The organism is Streptomyces sp. R35 (genome assembly GCF_041053035.1).
In the GTDB taxonomy this organism is placed as follows: Bacteria; Actinomycetota; Actinomycetes; order Streptomycetales; family Streptomycetaceae; genus Streptomyces; species Streptomyces lutosisoli.
On sequence record NZ_CP163440.1, the window covers coordinates 1,931,276 to 1,945,933 of the forward strand.

14 protein-coding genes are annotated in these 14,658 nt (G+C 71.6%); 6 read left to right on the top strand and 8 right to left on the bottom strand.

Features of this window, described 5'->3' with window-relative positions; genetic code table 11:
* Positions 1-43: 43 nt before the first annotated feature.
* The 5 genes from AB5J50_RS09140 to AB5J50_RS09160 form a co-directional block, all read right to left on the bottom strand.
* Complete coding sequence (locus AB5J50_RS09140) at positions 44-898, bottom strand: SGNH/GDSL hydrolase family protein (protein WP_369256592.1); 855 nt, start codon at positions 896-898, stop codon at positions 44-46.
* Positions 895-2,049, bottom strand: coding sequence for a glycosyltransferase (locus AB5J50_RS09145; RefSeq protein ID WP_369256594.1), 1,155 nt, complete (start codon positions 2,047-2,049; stop codon positions 895-897). Before AB5J50_RS09145 ends, AB5J50_RS09140 begins: the two co-directional genes overlap by 4 nt.
* Positions 2,046-3,170 (bottom strand): glycosyltransferase family 4 protein, encoded by a 1,125-nt coding sequence (locus AB5J50_RS09150; protein WP_369256596.1) that lies wholly within the window; start codon positions 3,168-3,170, stop codon positions 2,046-2,048. Before AB5J50_RS09150 ends, AB5J50_RS09145 begins: the two co-directional genes overlap by 4 nt.
* A gap of 139 nt (positions 3,171-3,309) precedes the next feature.
* Entirely contained in the window at positions 3,310-4,728 is a 1,419-nt protein-coding gene (locus AB5J50_RS09155; protein ID WP_369256598.1) for a HEAT repeat domain-containing protein, read from the bottom strand.
* Between the two features lie 300 nt (positions 4,729-5,028).
* On the bottom strand, positions 5,029-5,421 hold the full coding sequence (locus AB5J50_RS09160) for an ankyrin repeat domain-containing protein (RefSeq protein WP_369256600.1): 393 nt from the start codon (positions 5,419-5,421) through the stop codon (positions 5,029-5,031).
* A gap of 259 nt (positions 5,422-5,680) precedes the next feature.
* On the opposite strand from AB5J50_RS09160, the gene AB5J50_RS09165 reads away from it, so the two are divergent.
* Both AB5J50_RS09165 and AB5J50_RS09170 read left to right on the top strand, forming a co-directional pair.
* Positions 5,681-5,875: a hypothetical protein gene (locus tag AB5J50_RS09165; RefSeq protein WP_189188106.1), complete on the top strand. Its 195-nt coding sequence runs from the start codon at positions 5,681-5,683 to the stop codon at positions 5,873-5,875.
* Positions 5,876-5,915: 40 nt separating this feature from the next.
* Positions 5,916-7,475: a hypothetical protein gene (locus tag AB5J50_RS09170; protein WP_369256602.1), complete on the top strand. Its 1,560-nt coding sequence runs from the start codon at positions 5,916-5,918 to the stop codon at positions 7,473-7,475.
* A 288-nt stretch (positions 7,476-7,763) separates the two neighbouring features.
* Here AB5J50_RS09170 and AB5J50_RS09175 read toward each other — a convergent pair whose 3' ends face one another.
* The gene (locus tag AB5J50_RS09175; RefSeq protein ID WP_327427172.1) at positions 7,764-9,263 is read right to left on the bottom strand and encodes a PLP-dependent aminotransferase family protein; all 1,500 of its coding nucleotides are present in this window, start codon (positions 9,261-9,263) and stop codon (positions 7,764-7,766) included.
* A 100-nt stretch (positions 9,264-9,363) separates the two neighbouring features.
* Between AB5J50_RS09175 and AB5J50_RS09180 the strand changes: the two genes are divergently transcribed.
* From AB5J50_RS09180 to AB5J50_RS09195, 4 genes are all read left to right on the top strand, one after another.
* On the top strand, positions 9,364-10,107 hold the full coding sequence (locus AB5J50_RS09180) for a YitT family protein (protein ID WP_369256605.1): 744 nt from the start codon (positions 9,364-9,366) through the stop codon (positions 10,105-10,107).
* Positions 10,104-10,871 (top strand): glycerophosphodiester phosphodiesterase, encoded by a 768-nt coding sequence (locus AB5J50_RS09185; RefSeq protein WP_369256607.1) that lies wholly within the window; start codon positions 10,104-10,106, stop codon positions 10,869-10,871. Before AB5J50_RS09180 ends, AB5J50_RS09185 begins: the two co-directional genes overlap by 4 nt.
* 42 nt (positions 10,872-10,913) lie before the next feature.
* The gene (locus AB5J50_RS09190; RefSeq protein ID WP_369256609.1) at positions 10,914-12,263 is read left to right on the top strand and encodes an MFS transporter; all 1,350 of its coding nucleotides are present in this window, start codon (positions 10,914-10,916) and stop codon (positions 12,261-12,263) included.
* 255 nt (positions 12,264-12,518) lie between these two features.
* A complete protein-coding gene (locus tag AB5J50_RS09195; RefSeq protein WP_003977404.1) occupies positions 12,519-12,893 on the top strand; it encodes an RNA polymerase-binding protein RbpA in 375 nt (124 codons plus the stop codon).
* A gap of 236 nt (positions 12,894-13,129) precedes the next feature.
* Here the strand turns inward: AB5J50_RS09195 and fxsA are convergent, their stop codons facing one another.
* The gene (gene fxsA, locus AB5J50_RS09200; RefSeq protein ID WP_369256611.1) at positions 13,130-13,714 is read right to left on the bottom strand and encodes an FxsA family membrane protein; all 585 of its coding nucleotides are present in this window, start codon (positions 13,712-13,714) and stop codon (positions 13,130-13,132) included.
* 142 nt (positions 13,715-13,856) lie between these two features.
* Positions 13,857-14,648, bottom strand: coding sequence for a polyprenol monophosphomannose synthase (locus tag AB5J50_RS09205; protein ID WP_327427177.1), 792 nt, complete (start codon positions 14,646-14,648; stop codon positions 13,857-13,859).
* Between the last annotated feature and the right edge of the window lie 10 nt (positions 14,649-14,658).

Here is a 14,658-nt window from a genome sequence, read left to right on the forward strand (position 1 = left end):
CCCGCACGCTGCCGCCGAGCGCCCCTGCGCCCCCGCCGAACCGTCATGCCGCGTCCGGCTGTTCGGCCACCGACAGCGCGGCCAGCGCGGACGAGACGGCGTGCGAGGCGCTCAGGTCGAGGCGCGCACTGGTGCCGCGCGCCCGGTGGCGTAGTTCGGCGGCGGCGAGGGTGAGCAGCTGCGGGAGCAGGTCCGTGCAGCGCCGGGCCACCCATCCCGTTCCCGCGGTCGCCAGCCACCACAGGCTGGCCGATCGCGTGGGCACGGGAAACTCGGGCTCGGCCGAGGGCGCCGTCCCCGTGGCGATGTCCTGCTCGGCGAGCAGTGCGTGGAAGCGCAGGGCGAGTTGCCGGTGCCCCTGCTCCCCCGGGTGCAGCCGGTCCGCGCTCCACATCGCGCGGTCCGTCAGCCACTCCTCCTCCGCGGCGTGCAGGTGCATCGCCCCGTGCCGCTCGGAGAGCGCGTGCACGACCGTGTTGACGGCCCGCTGCCGCCGGGCCAACGGCCGCGCCAACGCCCCCGGCAGTCCGAGCATGGAGCCGGGATCCGGGAGACAGGCCGTCATCACCACCGCGTCCTGAGCGCGGAACGCCGCGTACACCTTGTCGAGCCGCTCGGCCACCGAGTGGATGTCGAAGGTGCACCGCAGGGTGTCGTTGACGCCGATCACCACGGAGACGATGTCAGGCTCCAGGGCCAGCGCCGCCGGGGTCTGCCGCTCCAGCACATCCCGGGTCTGCGCCCCGCTGACCGCGAAATTGGTGAACTCCACGGGTGCGTCCGCCGGGGCGAGCCCCTGTGCGAGCAGTGCGGCCCACCCCCGCCACGCCTCTCCGACGGGATCACCCACGCCTTCCGTCAGCGAGTCCCCGAGGGCCACGAACCGAAGGGGTCTCATCCGACGCCCTCCTGCAAGCGCGGGCGGGCCTGGACCACCGCGTCGTGCGCGGCGAGAAAGCCCTCTACGGCGGCATCCCATCCGAAACACTCCGCACGCGCGCGTGCGGCCTCCCTGCGCTCGTTCTCGGGGCGCCCCAGCAACAGCCGCACCGCGTCCGCGAAGGAGTCCCCGCGGTCCGCCGCGGTGGCCCCGGCGGACCCGACGACCTCCGGCAGAGCGGACAGTGCGCTGGCGACGACGGGCGTGCCGCAGGCCATCGCCTCCAGAGCGGCGAGCCCGAACGTCTCGGCGGGCCCTGGGGCCAGGCACACGTCGGCGGAGGCCTGCAGCGCGCCGAGCACGGCACGGTCGGAGACGTGCCCGAGGAAGGTGACGGGCAGCCTCCGCTCCCGGGCGCGCAGTTCGAGCCGGGCCCTCAGCGGTCCGTCCCCGGCCACGACGAGCACAGCACGCTGTCCGCGCCGTAGCAGGGCCTCCAGCGCGTCGAGTGCCGTGCCGGGCCGCTTCTCTACGGACAGCCGGGAGCACAGCACGAGCAGCGCCTCTCCCCCGCGCGCGTACTGGGCGCGCACGCCCGGATCGCGCAACGCGGGGTGGCGCCCCACAAGGTCGACGCCCAGGGGGGCGCGTACGACATTGCGTGCGCCGATACGGACGAACTCACGCTCGGCGAACTCCGTGGTGCACACCACACGCGCATAGGTGTGCGCCGTACGGATGTTGAGGGCGTCGGCGGTCCGCCGGGCCATCCCCTCGGAGAGCCCCCAGGTCCGCAGCACTCCGTCGGCGGTCTCGTGGGAGACCATCACGGCGGGCACCCGGGCCCGCCGTGCCCATACGCCGGTCCAGCGCAGGGTGGTCCGGTCGGAGACTTCGAGGCGGTCGGGCGCGAGCGACTCCAGGAGCCGGGCCACCCGCCGCCTGTCCGTGAGCACGCGATAGCCGCCGGTCCCGGGCAGCAGCGGCCCGGGCAGCGTGATCACCCGCCCCTGCTCGGTCTCGCGGTCGCTCACGCGCTCACCGGGGATGATGAGCACCGGCTCGTGCCCGGCCGCCCGGTAGCCGGAGCCGAGCTCCCGCAGCGCGGTGCGCAGACCGCCGGAGGCGGGGGCGACGAAGTTGGCGAGCCGAACGATGCGCAGACTCATGCCGCCACCAGCTTCCGCGCGGAGAGCACATCGGCGTAGTGCCCGATGAGCTGATCGCCCACGGCGGCCCAGGTGCGGCCCTCGACCGTGGCCCGCCCCGCGGCGCCGTAAGCGGCCCGCAACGCGGGATCGGCGGCCAGCGCCCACACCGCGTCCCGTACGGCGGCCCCGTCACGCGGCGGCACCAGCAGCCCCGTACGTCCGTGGGCCACCAGGTCGAGCGGTCCGCCCGCGGCGGGCGCGACGACGGGCACCCCACTGGCCATGGCCTCCTGCACGGTCTGGCAGAAGGTCTCGAAGGGACCGGTGTGCGCGAAGACGTCCAGCGAGGCGAAGATCCGGGCGAGTTCGTCGCCGGTACGACGCCCGAGGAAGACGGCGCCGGGCAGCGCCTCGGTGAGCGTGTGCTGACTCGGCCCGTCGCCCACGACCACGACGCGCACGCCGTTCAGGCCGCAGACACCGGCGAGGAGCTCGACCTGCTTCTCGGGGGCGAGCCGGCCGACGTAGCCGACGATCAGCTCGCCGTTCGGCGCGAGTTCGCGGCGCAGCGCCTCGTCCCGGCGGTCGGGACGGAAGCGGACGGTGTCCACGCCGCGCGGCCACAGCCGCACCCGGGGCACTCCGTGTGCCTCCAGGTCGTGCAGGGCCGCGCTGGACGGGGCGAGCGTCCGGTCGGCGGCGGCGTGCACGGAGCGTATGCGCCGCCACGCGGTGGCTTCACCCGCACTGATGTACGTACGGGCGTATCCGGCGAGGTCGGTCTGGTAGACGGCCACGGCGGGGATGCCGAGCCGGGCGGCGGCCGCCATGCCGCGGACGCCGAGGACGAAGGGGCTGGCCAGGTGGACGATGTCGGCGCGGTGTTCGGTGATCGCCGCGGCGACGCGTCGGCTGGGGAGGGCGACGCGGACCTGGGGGTAGCCCGGGAGCGGTAGGGAGGGGACACGGACGACGGGGCACGGCGCAAGGGCGTCGGGCCCGTTTCCGGCCGCTGTGGCCGGGGCGACGACAAGGGGAGCGTGACCGCGATCGACGAGGTGCCGGGCGGTCTGGAGCGCGCAGTGGGCCACGCCGTTCACATCGGGGGGAAAGGATTCGGTCACGATGACGACACGCATACCCGTGTTGTCGCCGTGCTGGACGTGGCCGCGTCAACGTGGATCTTTCCTGGCGAGGAACGTCCCATGAGCGTTGCGCTCCACACCCGTCCAGGTCAGCCCGCGTCCACGCCCTCCTGACTCCCGGGTCACCGAACGTTCATACGGCGGGCATGTCGGGCCCTATCCGGCTGCGTACCGCGGTCTGGACGTCCGCCTCCTCGGCCGGATCCGCCGCCAGCCGCCGGAGCTGGTCCACCACGCGCGCGTCACCGGTCTCGGCGTGCCGTGCGGCGACCTCTCGGGTGGACTCCTCGCAGTCCCACAGGCATTCGACGGCGAAGCCCGCGGGGAAGGAGGGATCGGTGGCGGCCAGGGCACGGGCGGCGCGCCCGCGCAGATGGGACGAGGCCGTCTCGCGGTACACATGGCGCAGCACGGGTGCGGCACAGACGATGCCGAGCCGTCCGGTGCCGTCGACGAGCGTCCACAGGGTCGGCGCGTCCGGGCCTTCGCCCCGTACCGCTTCCCGCAGCGCCCCGAGGACCAGTTCGCTGTCCTGGGCTCCGCCCCGGCAGGCGAGCATCCGTCCCGCGGCGGCGCCCAGGGCGTCGGGCCGGTGCGCCCAACTTCGCGCCCGGTCGACGGCGGCCACGCTGCGCATCCGTTCGAAGGCGTCGACGGCGGCCTCGGCAGCGGCCGCAGAACCATTGGCCACGGCTGTCTCGATCAGATCGAGGGCGTCTGGATCATTGCCGTCGGCGAGATAGCGCAAGGCGGTGCAGCGGGCTCCGTCGTCGCCGCTCCGGGCGGCCTCGACGATCTCGGGCCGGTCCTCGGGGCCCGCGACGGCGGTCAGGCAACGGGCGGCCGGCACATGGAGCGCGGCTCCGCGTTCGATGCCCTGCTGGGCCCATTCGAAGACGGCCCGCACGCTCCACCCCGGGCGGGGCCCGGATGGTCGCATCTGCCGCTGCCAGCGGTCGAAGGAACCGGCTTCCTGGGCGGCACGCACGCGCGTGCCGATGGATTCGCGCGGATCGTCGGCCCACAGCCGCCAGGGCCGGGGCTCGAAGGCGTCGCGCACGGCGGCGGCGAGTTCGGCCTCGCCCTCCGCGTCCGACGGGAAGCGGGCGAGTACGGGCACGGCGAGGGCCCGCAGACCCGCGTCGTCGTCACGCAGGGCCAGCTCGTCGAGAGCCCAGGCCCAGTTGGTGCCGGAGGCGGCGTACCTGCGCAGCAGTTCGAGCGCGTCGTGCCTGCCGTACGAGGCGAGGTGCCCGAGGACCGCGAGGGCGAGCCCCGTGCGTGACTCGCACGTGTCGAGGACGTCCTCGGCTTCGAAGAGATGCCGCTCGATCTCGTCGAGCTCACCGCTCAGATCGAGGTAGAGACGGGCGTAGTACAGGGAGCGGTTCTCCACCTGCCAGTCGTGGCGGGGGTCCCGCAGCACACAGTGGTTCAGCGCCGCGAGCGCTTCGGCGCGCGGTGCGGTGAGCGCGTGCAGCGTGCCGTCGCCGCGGCCCCTCTGGAGCAGGCCGAGCAGCGTTCCGCTAGGCGCTATGACCGGATCGAACATGGGAAACAGCCTCACATCAAGCGTCGACGCAACCGGGATCCTGCATTACCTGGCCGCGTGACAACACGTCGGAGCGCCCGCCGTTTCTTGCTTGCTGTAGACCATCTTCCTCTGCCTCTCGTCGGTGGCCCATGCGGGCCGCATCACGGCCCGCGCGGTGCGGCAACACCTGCCCAGCCATCGCGTCCGTGAATCACGACGTCATGATGACTCGGCAGTTCTTCCTGCCGCGACCGTATTTCCGGCGGCCCCGTTCCGCCTCCCCTTTTTCTTGCGTTTCGCCTGGTCAGAGCGTTCGAGTCAGTGCGCGCCGAACAATTCGAGCAGTTCCGTCTTGCCGAACATGCGCGCCGTGTCGACGGCCGAGGGCGTACCGGCGGCCGGATCGGCACCGGCGTCAAGCAGCACCCGGATCACGGCCTCCTCACCCTTGAAGACGGCCCCGGCGAGCGGTGTTTGACCCCGGTCGTTGATCCGGTCCGCCTCGGCGCCGCGCTCCAGCAGGGCGCGTACCGCGTCGGCGTGACCGTGGTAGGCGGCGAGCATCACGAGCGAGTCACCGCGGTCGTTGGTGAGGTTGGCCGGAACACCCGCGTCCACATACGCCACGAGCGCCTCGGTCTCGCCACGGCGGGCCAGATCGAAGATCTTGGTCGCCAGCTCCACGACCTCGGGGTCGGGGGCTTCACTCATCGGCCGGACCGCCTCTCACTACAACCGTTCGGGTGAATCGACAGCGTACTGGCTCCACCGTGACATGACCGGCACCGTCCACGGCAAAGATCACAGCAGACCCGCCCGACGCAACAGACCCGTTCAGGCAGCCCCAGACGGCTCCGCCACTTGGGTGAAATTAGCCGAAATTCACCCAGTTGCACCTTTTATCGTATGGATACATGCTGTGATCCTGGAAGTACTCATGGTGACTGTCCCCACGAACCAGGAGACTCAAATGATCCTGTCCATGTCAGGTGTGGTCCTGCTCGGCGTCGTCGTATTCCTCTTCTTCCGCAAGGACGGCCTCAAGGCGTCGCACTGCCTGGTGTCGACCTTGTTCGGCTTCTACCTGGCCAGTACGGCCATCGCTCCGAGCATCAAGGCCGGCGGAGAGAGTCTGGCGAGCCTGCTCGGCGGGATCAAGTTCTGACCTCGTCCACCCCTCTCGCACGCACCATCAGGAGACAGCAGTGGCCCGGCGCCCTCTCCCCCGCATTCTCAGCAACGGCAGCGCACAGATCGCCCGAAGCCGGGAGCTGGCCCGGACGGCAGCCGACAGCGCCACCGACGTCCTCCACCCACTGATCACGGTCTCCCGAGGACTGCGCCGGCTGGCAGGAGCCGGACGGCGCAAGTGGGCCGACACCCCCAAGGACCGGCGCGGGCCGCTGCTGTTCCTGGTGGCCTCGGTGATCCTGGTCGTGGCACTGGTGCCGTACGGGCCACTGCTCGCCGCCATCAGCCTGATGGCGGCGGCAGCCTGGACCGGCCGCGACCGCACCCCGCCGGCACCCACCGGCCCCGACGAGGCGCAGACCGGGCGCCTCCAGTCGCTGTACGAGGCCCTGGTCCCGTACTTCTCGGCGGCCGAGGACCCTGATCCCCTCTACGCCCACGGCGGCGACTGGGAGAAGGCGTTCTCCTCTTACGACTTCGACGACGACGGACGCGTGTCCCGGCTCCTCATCCGCTATCCGGCGTACTTCACGGACGGCGAGGCGGAGTCCCGCGCCCGCATCGAGCAACTCCTGCACGCGAAGTCGGGGCGCGGCCGCGAGTACCACTTCGACTGGGACGAGGAGGGCAACGAACTCACCATCACGGTCCTCCCGCCCCTCCCCACCGACATCGCCGCCCAGCGCTTCGTCACCGCCCCCGGCGAGACGGTCCTCGGCTTCACCGACCCGGCCGACGTCCAGCGCACGCTCCCCCTCACCTACGGTGAGGAACAGCGCGACGTCCCTCCGGTCGTCTGGCGCACGGGAATCCGCTCGACCGAGCCACACCTGCTGGTGGTGGGCGAACCCGGCAGCGGAACGACCACACTGATGCGCTCGATCGCCCTGCAGACCCTCCAGTACGGCGATGTCGTCATCGTCGAGGGGGGCGGCACCGGCGAGTACGCGTGCCTGACCGGGCGGGCCGGTGTGCTGGCCGTCGAGTGCGGGCTTGCGGGAGCCCTCGCCAGCCTGGAATGGGCCGCGCACGAGACGGAGCGGCGGTTGATCGCCGCGAACCGTGCACGTCAGGCGGGGCACCCCGCTCCGGACGACATCAAGAACCCCCTGTGGATCCTGCTGGACCGGCCCAGCGCGCTGGGCCACCTGGCCGCCGCCGACGGCCGCAAGGACCCGCAGGCCCTCCTTCAGGTGCCCCTCCGGCACGGGCGTGCGGCGGGCGTGACGGTCGTCGTGGCCGAGCACTTCGACAGCCTCGACGTGCTGAGCGAGGCGGTGCGGCAGCACACCCGCGCGCGCGTGGTGCTCGGTCCCGCGTCCTCCGCCCAACTGGAAGCCGTCCTGGGTGCGCCCCCGCACACCACTCCCACCCGTGACGTGCCGGCCGGGCGCGGGTACGCCCGCCTTGGGACCGGGCCCGTCCTTCGGCTCCAGGTGCCTGCCACGCCTGATCCGTACGACGATGCGACGAGCGAGGCCCAGCGGCGGGCGGTCCTTGAACTTCTGCCGGAGCGTACGACTCCGGCGGATGCGGGGGCGCTGCCGCTGAAGGCCGCGGTGGCGGAAAGCTGAGTTCTCTCGCCCCCGCCGCCCCTGCCCGTCCCATCCTTCTGGGGCTCCGCCCCAGACCCCGTGGGTTGTGTGTCGGCTGCGGGTGAGTGGGGGCTGGTCGCGCCCCGCGGCGGAGCCGCAAATGTCACAGCCCCGCGCCCCCAACGGCTCGGGGCTGCGCCCCGTCGCCCCCGGCCCGCCCCCGGTCTTTTGTCTTTTAGGGGCGCGGGGAACTGCGCATTCTTTTAGGGGGGTCTGGGGGCGCAGCCCCAGGGATGGGACGGGTAGGGGCGGCGAAAGCGAGAACCCTTACGCCACGAACGTTCGCGGGGTCTCGTTCCCCCCGCTCGCCCCCGTCTCGACCAACCGCGCCGCCGCAGCCAACCGCACCGCCGCCTCCTCGGCCACCGCACCGCCCACGGTGAACGGCAGCCGTACGTACCCCTCGAAGGCCCCGTCCACCCCGAACCGGGGCCCGGAGGGGACGCGGACGCCCACCCGCTCGCCCACCTCGGCGAGGCGGGACCCGGACAGCCCGCCGGTGCGGACCCACAGTGTGAGCCCGCCCTTCGGTACCGAGAACTCCCATCCGGGCAGTTCCCGCCGCACGGCGGCGACAAGGGCGTCGCGGTTCTCGCGGGCCTGGCCCCGCCGGATGTCGACGGCCTGTTCCCAGCCCCCGGTGCTGAGCAGCCAGTTCACGGCCAGTTGCTCCAGCACGGGCGTACCCAGATCGGCGTACGCGCGCGCCGAGACCAGGCTGCGGATCACATCGGGCGCGGCCCTCACCCAGCCGATCCGCATGCCCGCCCAGAAGGCCTTGCTCGCGGATCCGACGGTGATGACGGTCGACCCGGCGGGGTCGAAGCCGCACACGGGGCGCGGCATCTCCACGTCCTCGTCCAGGTGCAGTTCGCTCATCGTCTCGTCGACGACGAGCACGGTGCCCGCGGAACGCGCCGCGTCCACGAGCCCGCGCCGCTGGTGATCGTCGGCGAGAGCGCCGGTCGGGTTGTGAAAGTCGGCGACCACGTAGGCGAGACGGGGCGCGGCGTCGCGCAGGACCTGGCGCCAGCGGTCCAGGTCCCACCCGGAGAGCCCCTCGGCCATGGCGACGGGCACCAGCCGGGCCCCGGCCTCGCGCATCAGTTGAAGGATGTTGGCGTAGGAAGGCGACTCGACCGCGATGCGCTCGCCGCGCCCGGCGAAGAGATGGCAGATCGCGTCGATCGCGCCCATCGCCCCGGTGGTCACCATGATCTGCTCGGGCATGGTCGGAATACCGCGCGCGGTGTACCGCTCGGCGAGCATCGAGCGCAGTGCGGGCAGCCCGGCGGGATAGTCGCCGTGCGTGTGCGCGTACGGCGGCAGCTCCTCCAGCGCGCCCCGCACACTGCGGGTGAGCCATGGCTCGGGGGCGGGCAGCGCCGCGCAGCCGAGGTCGATCATGGAACCGAGGGCCTCGGGCGGCAGGGGTTCCAGGCCGCGCGCGGGCAACGGGTTCCCGGCCGGCACGGCGGTCCAGCTGCCCGCTCCGCGGCGGGACTCCAGGAACCCCTCGGCCCGCAGCGCCTCGTAGGCGGCGGCGACGGTCGTACGGCTGACGGACAGGGACAGCGCGAGCTCCCGCTCGGCGGGCAGCCGCGCGGCCACCGGGACCCGCCCTTCGAGCACCAGCAGCCGGATGCCGTCGGCGAGCGCCCGATAGGCGGGCGGACGGCGGGTGCCCGGCCCCGCGGGGCGCTCCTGCTGGGAGTTGAGGAGCCGGGCGAGCTGTGCGGCACCTACCGCCGAAGTCCACTGCGCCATGATTCCCAGTCCACCTTCCCCGAATTGGCCTTGGATGAGATCTCCAACCAAGCCACAGAATGTCATGCGCCAGGCCACTACCACCACAGGGGGGCATCTCTTGTCCACATGCGCCGAGAGCTCCGAACACTCCGCGGGCTCGCCGCTCTCCGGAAACTCCACCCTCTCCGAGGGCTCCGCGGACTCAGTCCACTCGGGGACACGACGGCTCCCGCGCCGCCTCGTCCAGCTGTACGCAGGCCTTGCGCTGTACGGCGCGAGTTCGGCCCTGCTCGTGGAATCCGGCCTCGGCCTGGAGCCCTGGAACGTGCTGCACCAGGGCCTCGCCGAGCTGACCGGTCTGACGATCGGCGTGGTGTCGATCATCGTGGGCGCGGCGGTGCTGCTCCTGTGGATCCCGCTGCGCCAGCGCCCCGGCCTCGGCACGGTCTCCAACGTCTTCGTGGTCGGCATCGCCATGGACGGCACGCTCGCGCTGGTGCCGGAAGCGCACACCTTGGCCGTGCGGATTCCCCTGCTCGTGGCGGGCATCGTGCTGAACGGCGTGGCGACCGGCCTCTACATCTCGGCCCGCTTCGGCCCCGGCCCGCGCGACGGCCTCATGACGGGTCTGCACCGGCGCACGGGACGATCGATCCGTCTGGTGCGCACCGTCCTGGAGGTGGCGGTCGTCGCGACCGGCTTCGCGCTGGGCGGCACGGTCGGCATCGGCACGGTGCTGTACGCCGTCGCGATCGGCCCACTCGCCCAGCTCTTCCTGCGGGTGTTCGCCGTTCGCACGGCACCGGACGGCAGTACCGTCGTTGCCGCCGGTCAACCGGAGGGCGCGATACTGCCCCGGTGAGCATGCGCATACGCCATCCCTACCTCGACCATCCGGGCCCGATCGCCTTCGCGCACCGGGGCGGGGCGGCGGACGGTCTGGAGAACACCCTGGCCCAGTTCCGGCGCGCGGTGGCGGCGGGCTACCGCTACATCGAGACGGACGTGCACGCGACGGCGGACGGCAGGCTCGTCGCCTTCCACGACTCGACCCTCGACCGGGTGACGGACGGGGCGGGCCGGATAGCCGACCTCCCCTGGGAAGACGTGCGCCACGCGCGCGTGGGGGGCAAGGAACCGGTTCCCCTCTTCGAAGAGCTCCTCGAAGTCTTCCCCGAGGTGCGCTGGAACATCGACGTCAAGGCCGAGCCCGCCCTCCTGCCGCTGCTCGACCTGATCGACCGCACCGACGCCTGGGACCGCATCTGCGTCGGCTCCTTCTCCGAGGCGCGCGTCGCCCGCGCCCAGCGCCTGGCCGGGCCGCGCCTGGCGACGTCGTACGGCACACGCGGTGTGCTCGGCCTGCGGCTGCGCTCGTGGGGCATACCGGCCCCGCTGCGGCGGTCGGCCGTCGCCGCACAGGTGCCGGAGTCCCAGTCGGGCGTGCCGGTGGTCGACCGTCGCTTCCTGCGGGCCGCCCACGCGCGCGGGCTCCAGGTGCACGTGTGGACCGTGAACGAACCGGAACGCATGCACCGGCTCCTGGACCTGGGAGTCGATGGCATCATGACCGATCACATCGACACGCTGCGCAAGGTCCTGGAGGACCGGGACACCTGGGTCTGAGCTCCCTCGCGCGGTCCGTTCACGGGGAAGCGAGGGGCACGGGTGGGCACTGACACCGTGCAGGCACAGCCGGACGACGAGGTCGCCGAGCGGCGGCGCGAACAACGCGGCTGGTACTTCTACGACTGGGCGTGCTCCGTCTATTCGACGAGCGTGCTGACCGTCTTCCTGGGCCCCTATCTGACGTCGGTCGCCAAGCACGCGGCGGACGCGGACGGTTTTGTGCACCCCCTGGGGATCCCGATCCGCGCCGGTTCCTTCTTCGCGTACACGGTCTCCGCCTCCGTCATCCTGTCGATCTTCGTGATGCCGATGGCAGGCGCGGCCGCCGACCGCACGGGCCGCAAGAAGCCGCTGCTCGCGGCCGCCGCCTATCTGGGCGCCGCGGCCACCACCGGCATGTTCTTCCTGGACGGCGACCGCTATCTGCTCGGCGGCCTGCTGCTGATCGTCGCGAACGCCTCGGTGGCGGTGTCGATGGTCCTCTACAACTCCTACCTGCCGCAGATCGCTCCGCCCGAGGAGCGTGACGCCGTCTCGTCCCGGGGCTGGGCCTTCGGTTACGCGGCGGGCTCACTGGTGCTGGTCGCGAACCTCATCCTGTTCACGGCCCACGACACCTTCGGTGTCTCCGAGTCGACGGCCGTCCGCATCTGTCTGGCCTCGGCGGGCATCTGGTGGGGCGCCTTCACCCTCGTACCGCTCAAGCGCCTGCGCGACCGCCCGACGGACTCCACGGGGACGGGCTCCGTGCACGGCTGGCGGCAATTGGCGGCCACCGTGCGGGACATGCGGGCCAAACCGCTCACACTCGCCTTCCTGCTCGCCTACCTCGTCTACAACGACGGCATCCAGACCGTCATCTCGCAGGCCTCGGTGTACGGGTCGGAGGAGCTGGGCCTGAGCCAGTCGACCCTGATCGTGGCCGTGCTGCTGGTCCAGGTGCTCGCGGTCGGGGGCGCCCTGGGCATGGGGCGGCTGGCGCGCACATACGGCGCGAAACGCACCATCCTCGGCTCGCTCGTCGCCTGGACGGTGACGCTCGGCGCCGGGTACTTCCTGCCCGCCGGCGCGCCCGTCTGGTTCTTCGTCCTCGCCGCCGGTATCGGTCTCGTCCTGGGCGGCAGCCAGGCACTGTCCCGTTCCCTGTTCTCCCATCTCGTGCCGAGCGGCAAGGAGGCCGAGTACTTCTCGGCGTACGAGATGAGCGACCGCGGCATGAGCTGGCTGGGCCCGCTGCTGTTCGGGTTGACCTACCAGCTGACGGGAAGTTATCGGGACGCGATCATCTCGCTCGTGGCCTTCTTCGTCATCGGATTCGCGCTGCTCGCGCGGGTCCCGGTGCGGCAGGCGGTGCGCGACGCGGGCAATCCCGTACCGGACAGGATTTAGCACCCGGGGCCAAAGGCCGGTAGTGTACGCGTTTGGCCTGCCAGGCGTACCGTTACTGCGCGTCAAAGATGCCGAAACGGTGGGTGACATCTGCTGCCAGATGTGACAAACCGGGCGCTGGTGGGTACAACAAGGGGCGGCTACGACGGCGACGCATGACCCGGAACGGGAATCTTTACCGCCGACCGGACGTTGACCGGATGACGACGACAGCGACACCTGTCCTGTGGGCGACAAGCCCGGGAGGCACGATTCATGAGTGAGCGAGCTCTTCGCGGCACACGCCTCGTAGTGACCAGCTATGAGACGGACCGCGGGATCGACCTGGCTCCGCGCCAGGCCGTGGAGTACGCATGCGAGAAGGGACATCGCTTTGAGATGCCCTTCTCGGTGGAGGCCGAAATTCCGCCGGAGTGGGAGTGCAAGGTCTGCGGGGCCCAGGCACTTCTCGTGGACGGCGACGGCCCTGAGGAAAAGAAGGCGAAGCCCGCGCGTACGCACTGGGACATGCTGATGGAGCGGCGCACTCGCGAGGAGCTCGAAGAGGTCCTTGAGGAGCGCCTGGCCGTTCTGCGCTCCGGCGCGATGAACATCGCGGTGCATCCGCGGGACAGCCGCAAGTCCGCGTAGTCCCTCCGGGGGTTGAGCGGCATACCACGCACGCCGAGACCGTAGGCACCGTACGTTTTCTGTACGGGGCCTGCGGTTTCGTGCGTTCTGATGGGGCGCGGGGGGCGGTGCGGCCCAGTCGGGTCAGTGGCCCAGTGGGGGTGGCCGGTCCTGGGGGCTGCGCCCCCAGACCCCCCTTCGCCTTAACGGCTCGTCCTCAAACGCCGGACGGGCTGGATGATGCCGGACCCCAGCCGTCAGCGACCGAGCGGCGGGTGCGGGTCCTGCCCCGAGCCCGGGCCTCGCACATCCTCGTCCCTGATGACCTCGCCCTGGACCACCTTGCCGTCGGGGCGGTGGATGCGGGCCTGTTGGAAGGCGTCGCCGAAGGTGCCGGGGACGGCCGTGCGCATCTTGCGGTCGAGGGTGCGCTCCGCGTAGCGGCTGAGGGCCTTCTGGACGGGCGGGATGAGCAGGAGCAGGCCGACGGCGTCGGAGATGAGGCCGGGGATCATCAGGAGGAGGCCGCCGAGCATCATCAGCCCGTTGCCGTTGCCATTGCCGCCGCCGGTCGTCGGGGCGGCGCCGCTCTGCTGCTGTTGAAGGGTCTCGCTGAGGCTCTTGAAGGCCCGGCGTCCGGCCCGCTTGATGACCACGGCGCCGAGGACGAAACCGGCGAGCAGCAGCAGGAAGACGGTGAAACCGCTCGACGCGCCCGCGACCACCGTCAGCAGCCAGATCTCCAGCACCAGCCACGCGGCGATGCCGAGCGGCAGGAAGGTGCGCAGCCGCGAGCGCCGCGGGCGGGCGGGGTACGTGGGAGTCGGAGCGCCAGTCGTCATGTTCCCAGTGTGCCTGGGCGCGGCTCAGTACGGGATAAGCGGATGATCAACCGCGGCTGTGGATCGGTGACCGGAGCTGTGCGTCGGCACCGCGGCTTTGCCTATTGCCGCGACTGCGTACGGAGCGCCCGGCCGGCGCCGCTCAGGAGGACTTGCGGCCCTTGATCCGAGCGACCCGTTCGCCCACGCCCCACGTAGTGACCCGCCACAGGGCCTCCACGAGGATGTCGCGGCTCATCTTGGAGTCGCCGAGTTCCCGTTCGACGAAGGTGATGGGCACCTCGACGACGTGGAAGCCCGCCTTGACGGCGCGGCGGGCCAGGTCGACCTGGAAGCAGTACCCCTGCGAGGCGACCTCGCTGAGGCCGAGGCCTTCGAGGGTCTCGCGGCGGAAGGCGCGGTAGCCGCCCGTGACGTCGCGGATCGGCACGTCGAGCAGGACACGGGAGTACAGGCTGCCGCCGCGGGAGATGAACTCGCGGGACTTGGGCCAGTTCACGACCCGCCCGCCCGGCACCCAGCGCGAGCCGAGCACGAGGTCGGCACCCTTGAGGGCGGTCAGCAGACGGGGCAGCTCCTCGGGCTGGTGCGAGCCGTCGGCGTCCATTTCGACGAGTACGCCGTAGCCATGCTCCATGCCCCAGCGGAAGCCCGCGAGGTAGGCGGCGCCGAGGCCTTCCTTGCCCTTGCGGTGCAGCACCTGGACGTGGTCGTCCTCGACCGCCAGCTCGTCGGCGAGCTTGCCCGTGCCGTCGGGGCTGTTGTCGTCGGCCACGAGGATGTGCGCCTCGGGCACGGCGGCACGCACCCTGCCGACGATGCGCTTGATGTTCTCCGCCTCGTTGTAGGTCGGAATGATCACCAAGGCCGTGCCGAGCGGGCCGAACTTCCTCCCCTGGGCTTCCGCCGCGAGGGTCCCGTCGCCGTCGTTCACTGCTGCCCCT

Coding starts and splice junctions, on each gene's coding strand:
- AB5J50_RS09140 (WP_369256592.1), bottom strand. CDS start 898: ATGAGACCCCTTCGGTTCGTGGCCCTCGGGGACTCGCTGACGGAAGGC.
- AB5J50_RS09145 (WP_369256594.1), bottom strand. CDS start 2,049: ATGAGTCTGCGCATCGTTCGGCTCGCCAACTTCGTCGCCCCCGCCTCC.
- AB5J50_RS09150 (WP_369256596.1), bottom strand. CDS start 3,170: ATGCGTGTCGTCATCGTGACCGAATCCTTTCCCCCCGATGTGAACGGC.
- AB5J50_RS09155 (WP_369256598.1), bottom strand. CDS start 4,728: ATGTTCGATCCGGTCATAGCGCCTAGCGGAACGCTGCTCGGCCTGCTC.
- AB5J50_RS09160 (WP_369256600.1), bottom strand. CDS start 5,421: ATGAGTGAAGCCCCCGACCCCGAGGTCGTGGAGCTGGCGACCAAGATC.
- AB5J50_RS09165 (WP_189188106.1), top strand. CDS start 5,681: ATGATCCTGTCCATGTCAGGTGTGGTCCTGCTCGGCGTCGTCGTATTC.
- AB5J50_RS09175 (WP_327427172.1), bottom strand. CDS start 9,263: ATGGCGCAGTGGACTTCGGCGGTAGGTGCCGCACAGCTCGCCCGGCTC.
- AB5J50_RS09195 (WP_003977404.1), top strand. CDS start 12,519: ATGAGTGAGCGAGCTCTTCGCGGCACACGCCTCGTAGTGACCAGCTAT.
- fxsA (WP_369256611.1), bottom strand. CDS start 13,714: ATGACGACTGGCGCTCCGACTCCCACGTACCCCGCCCGCCCGCGGCGC.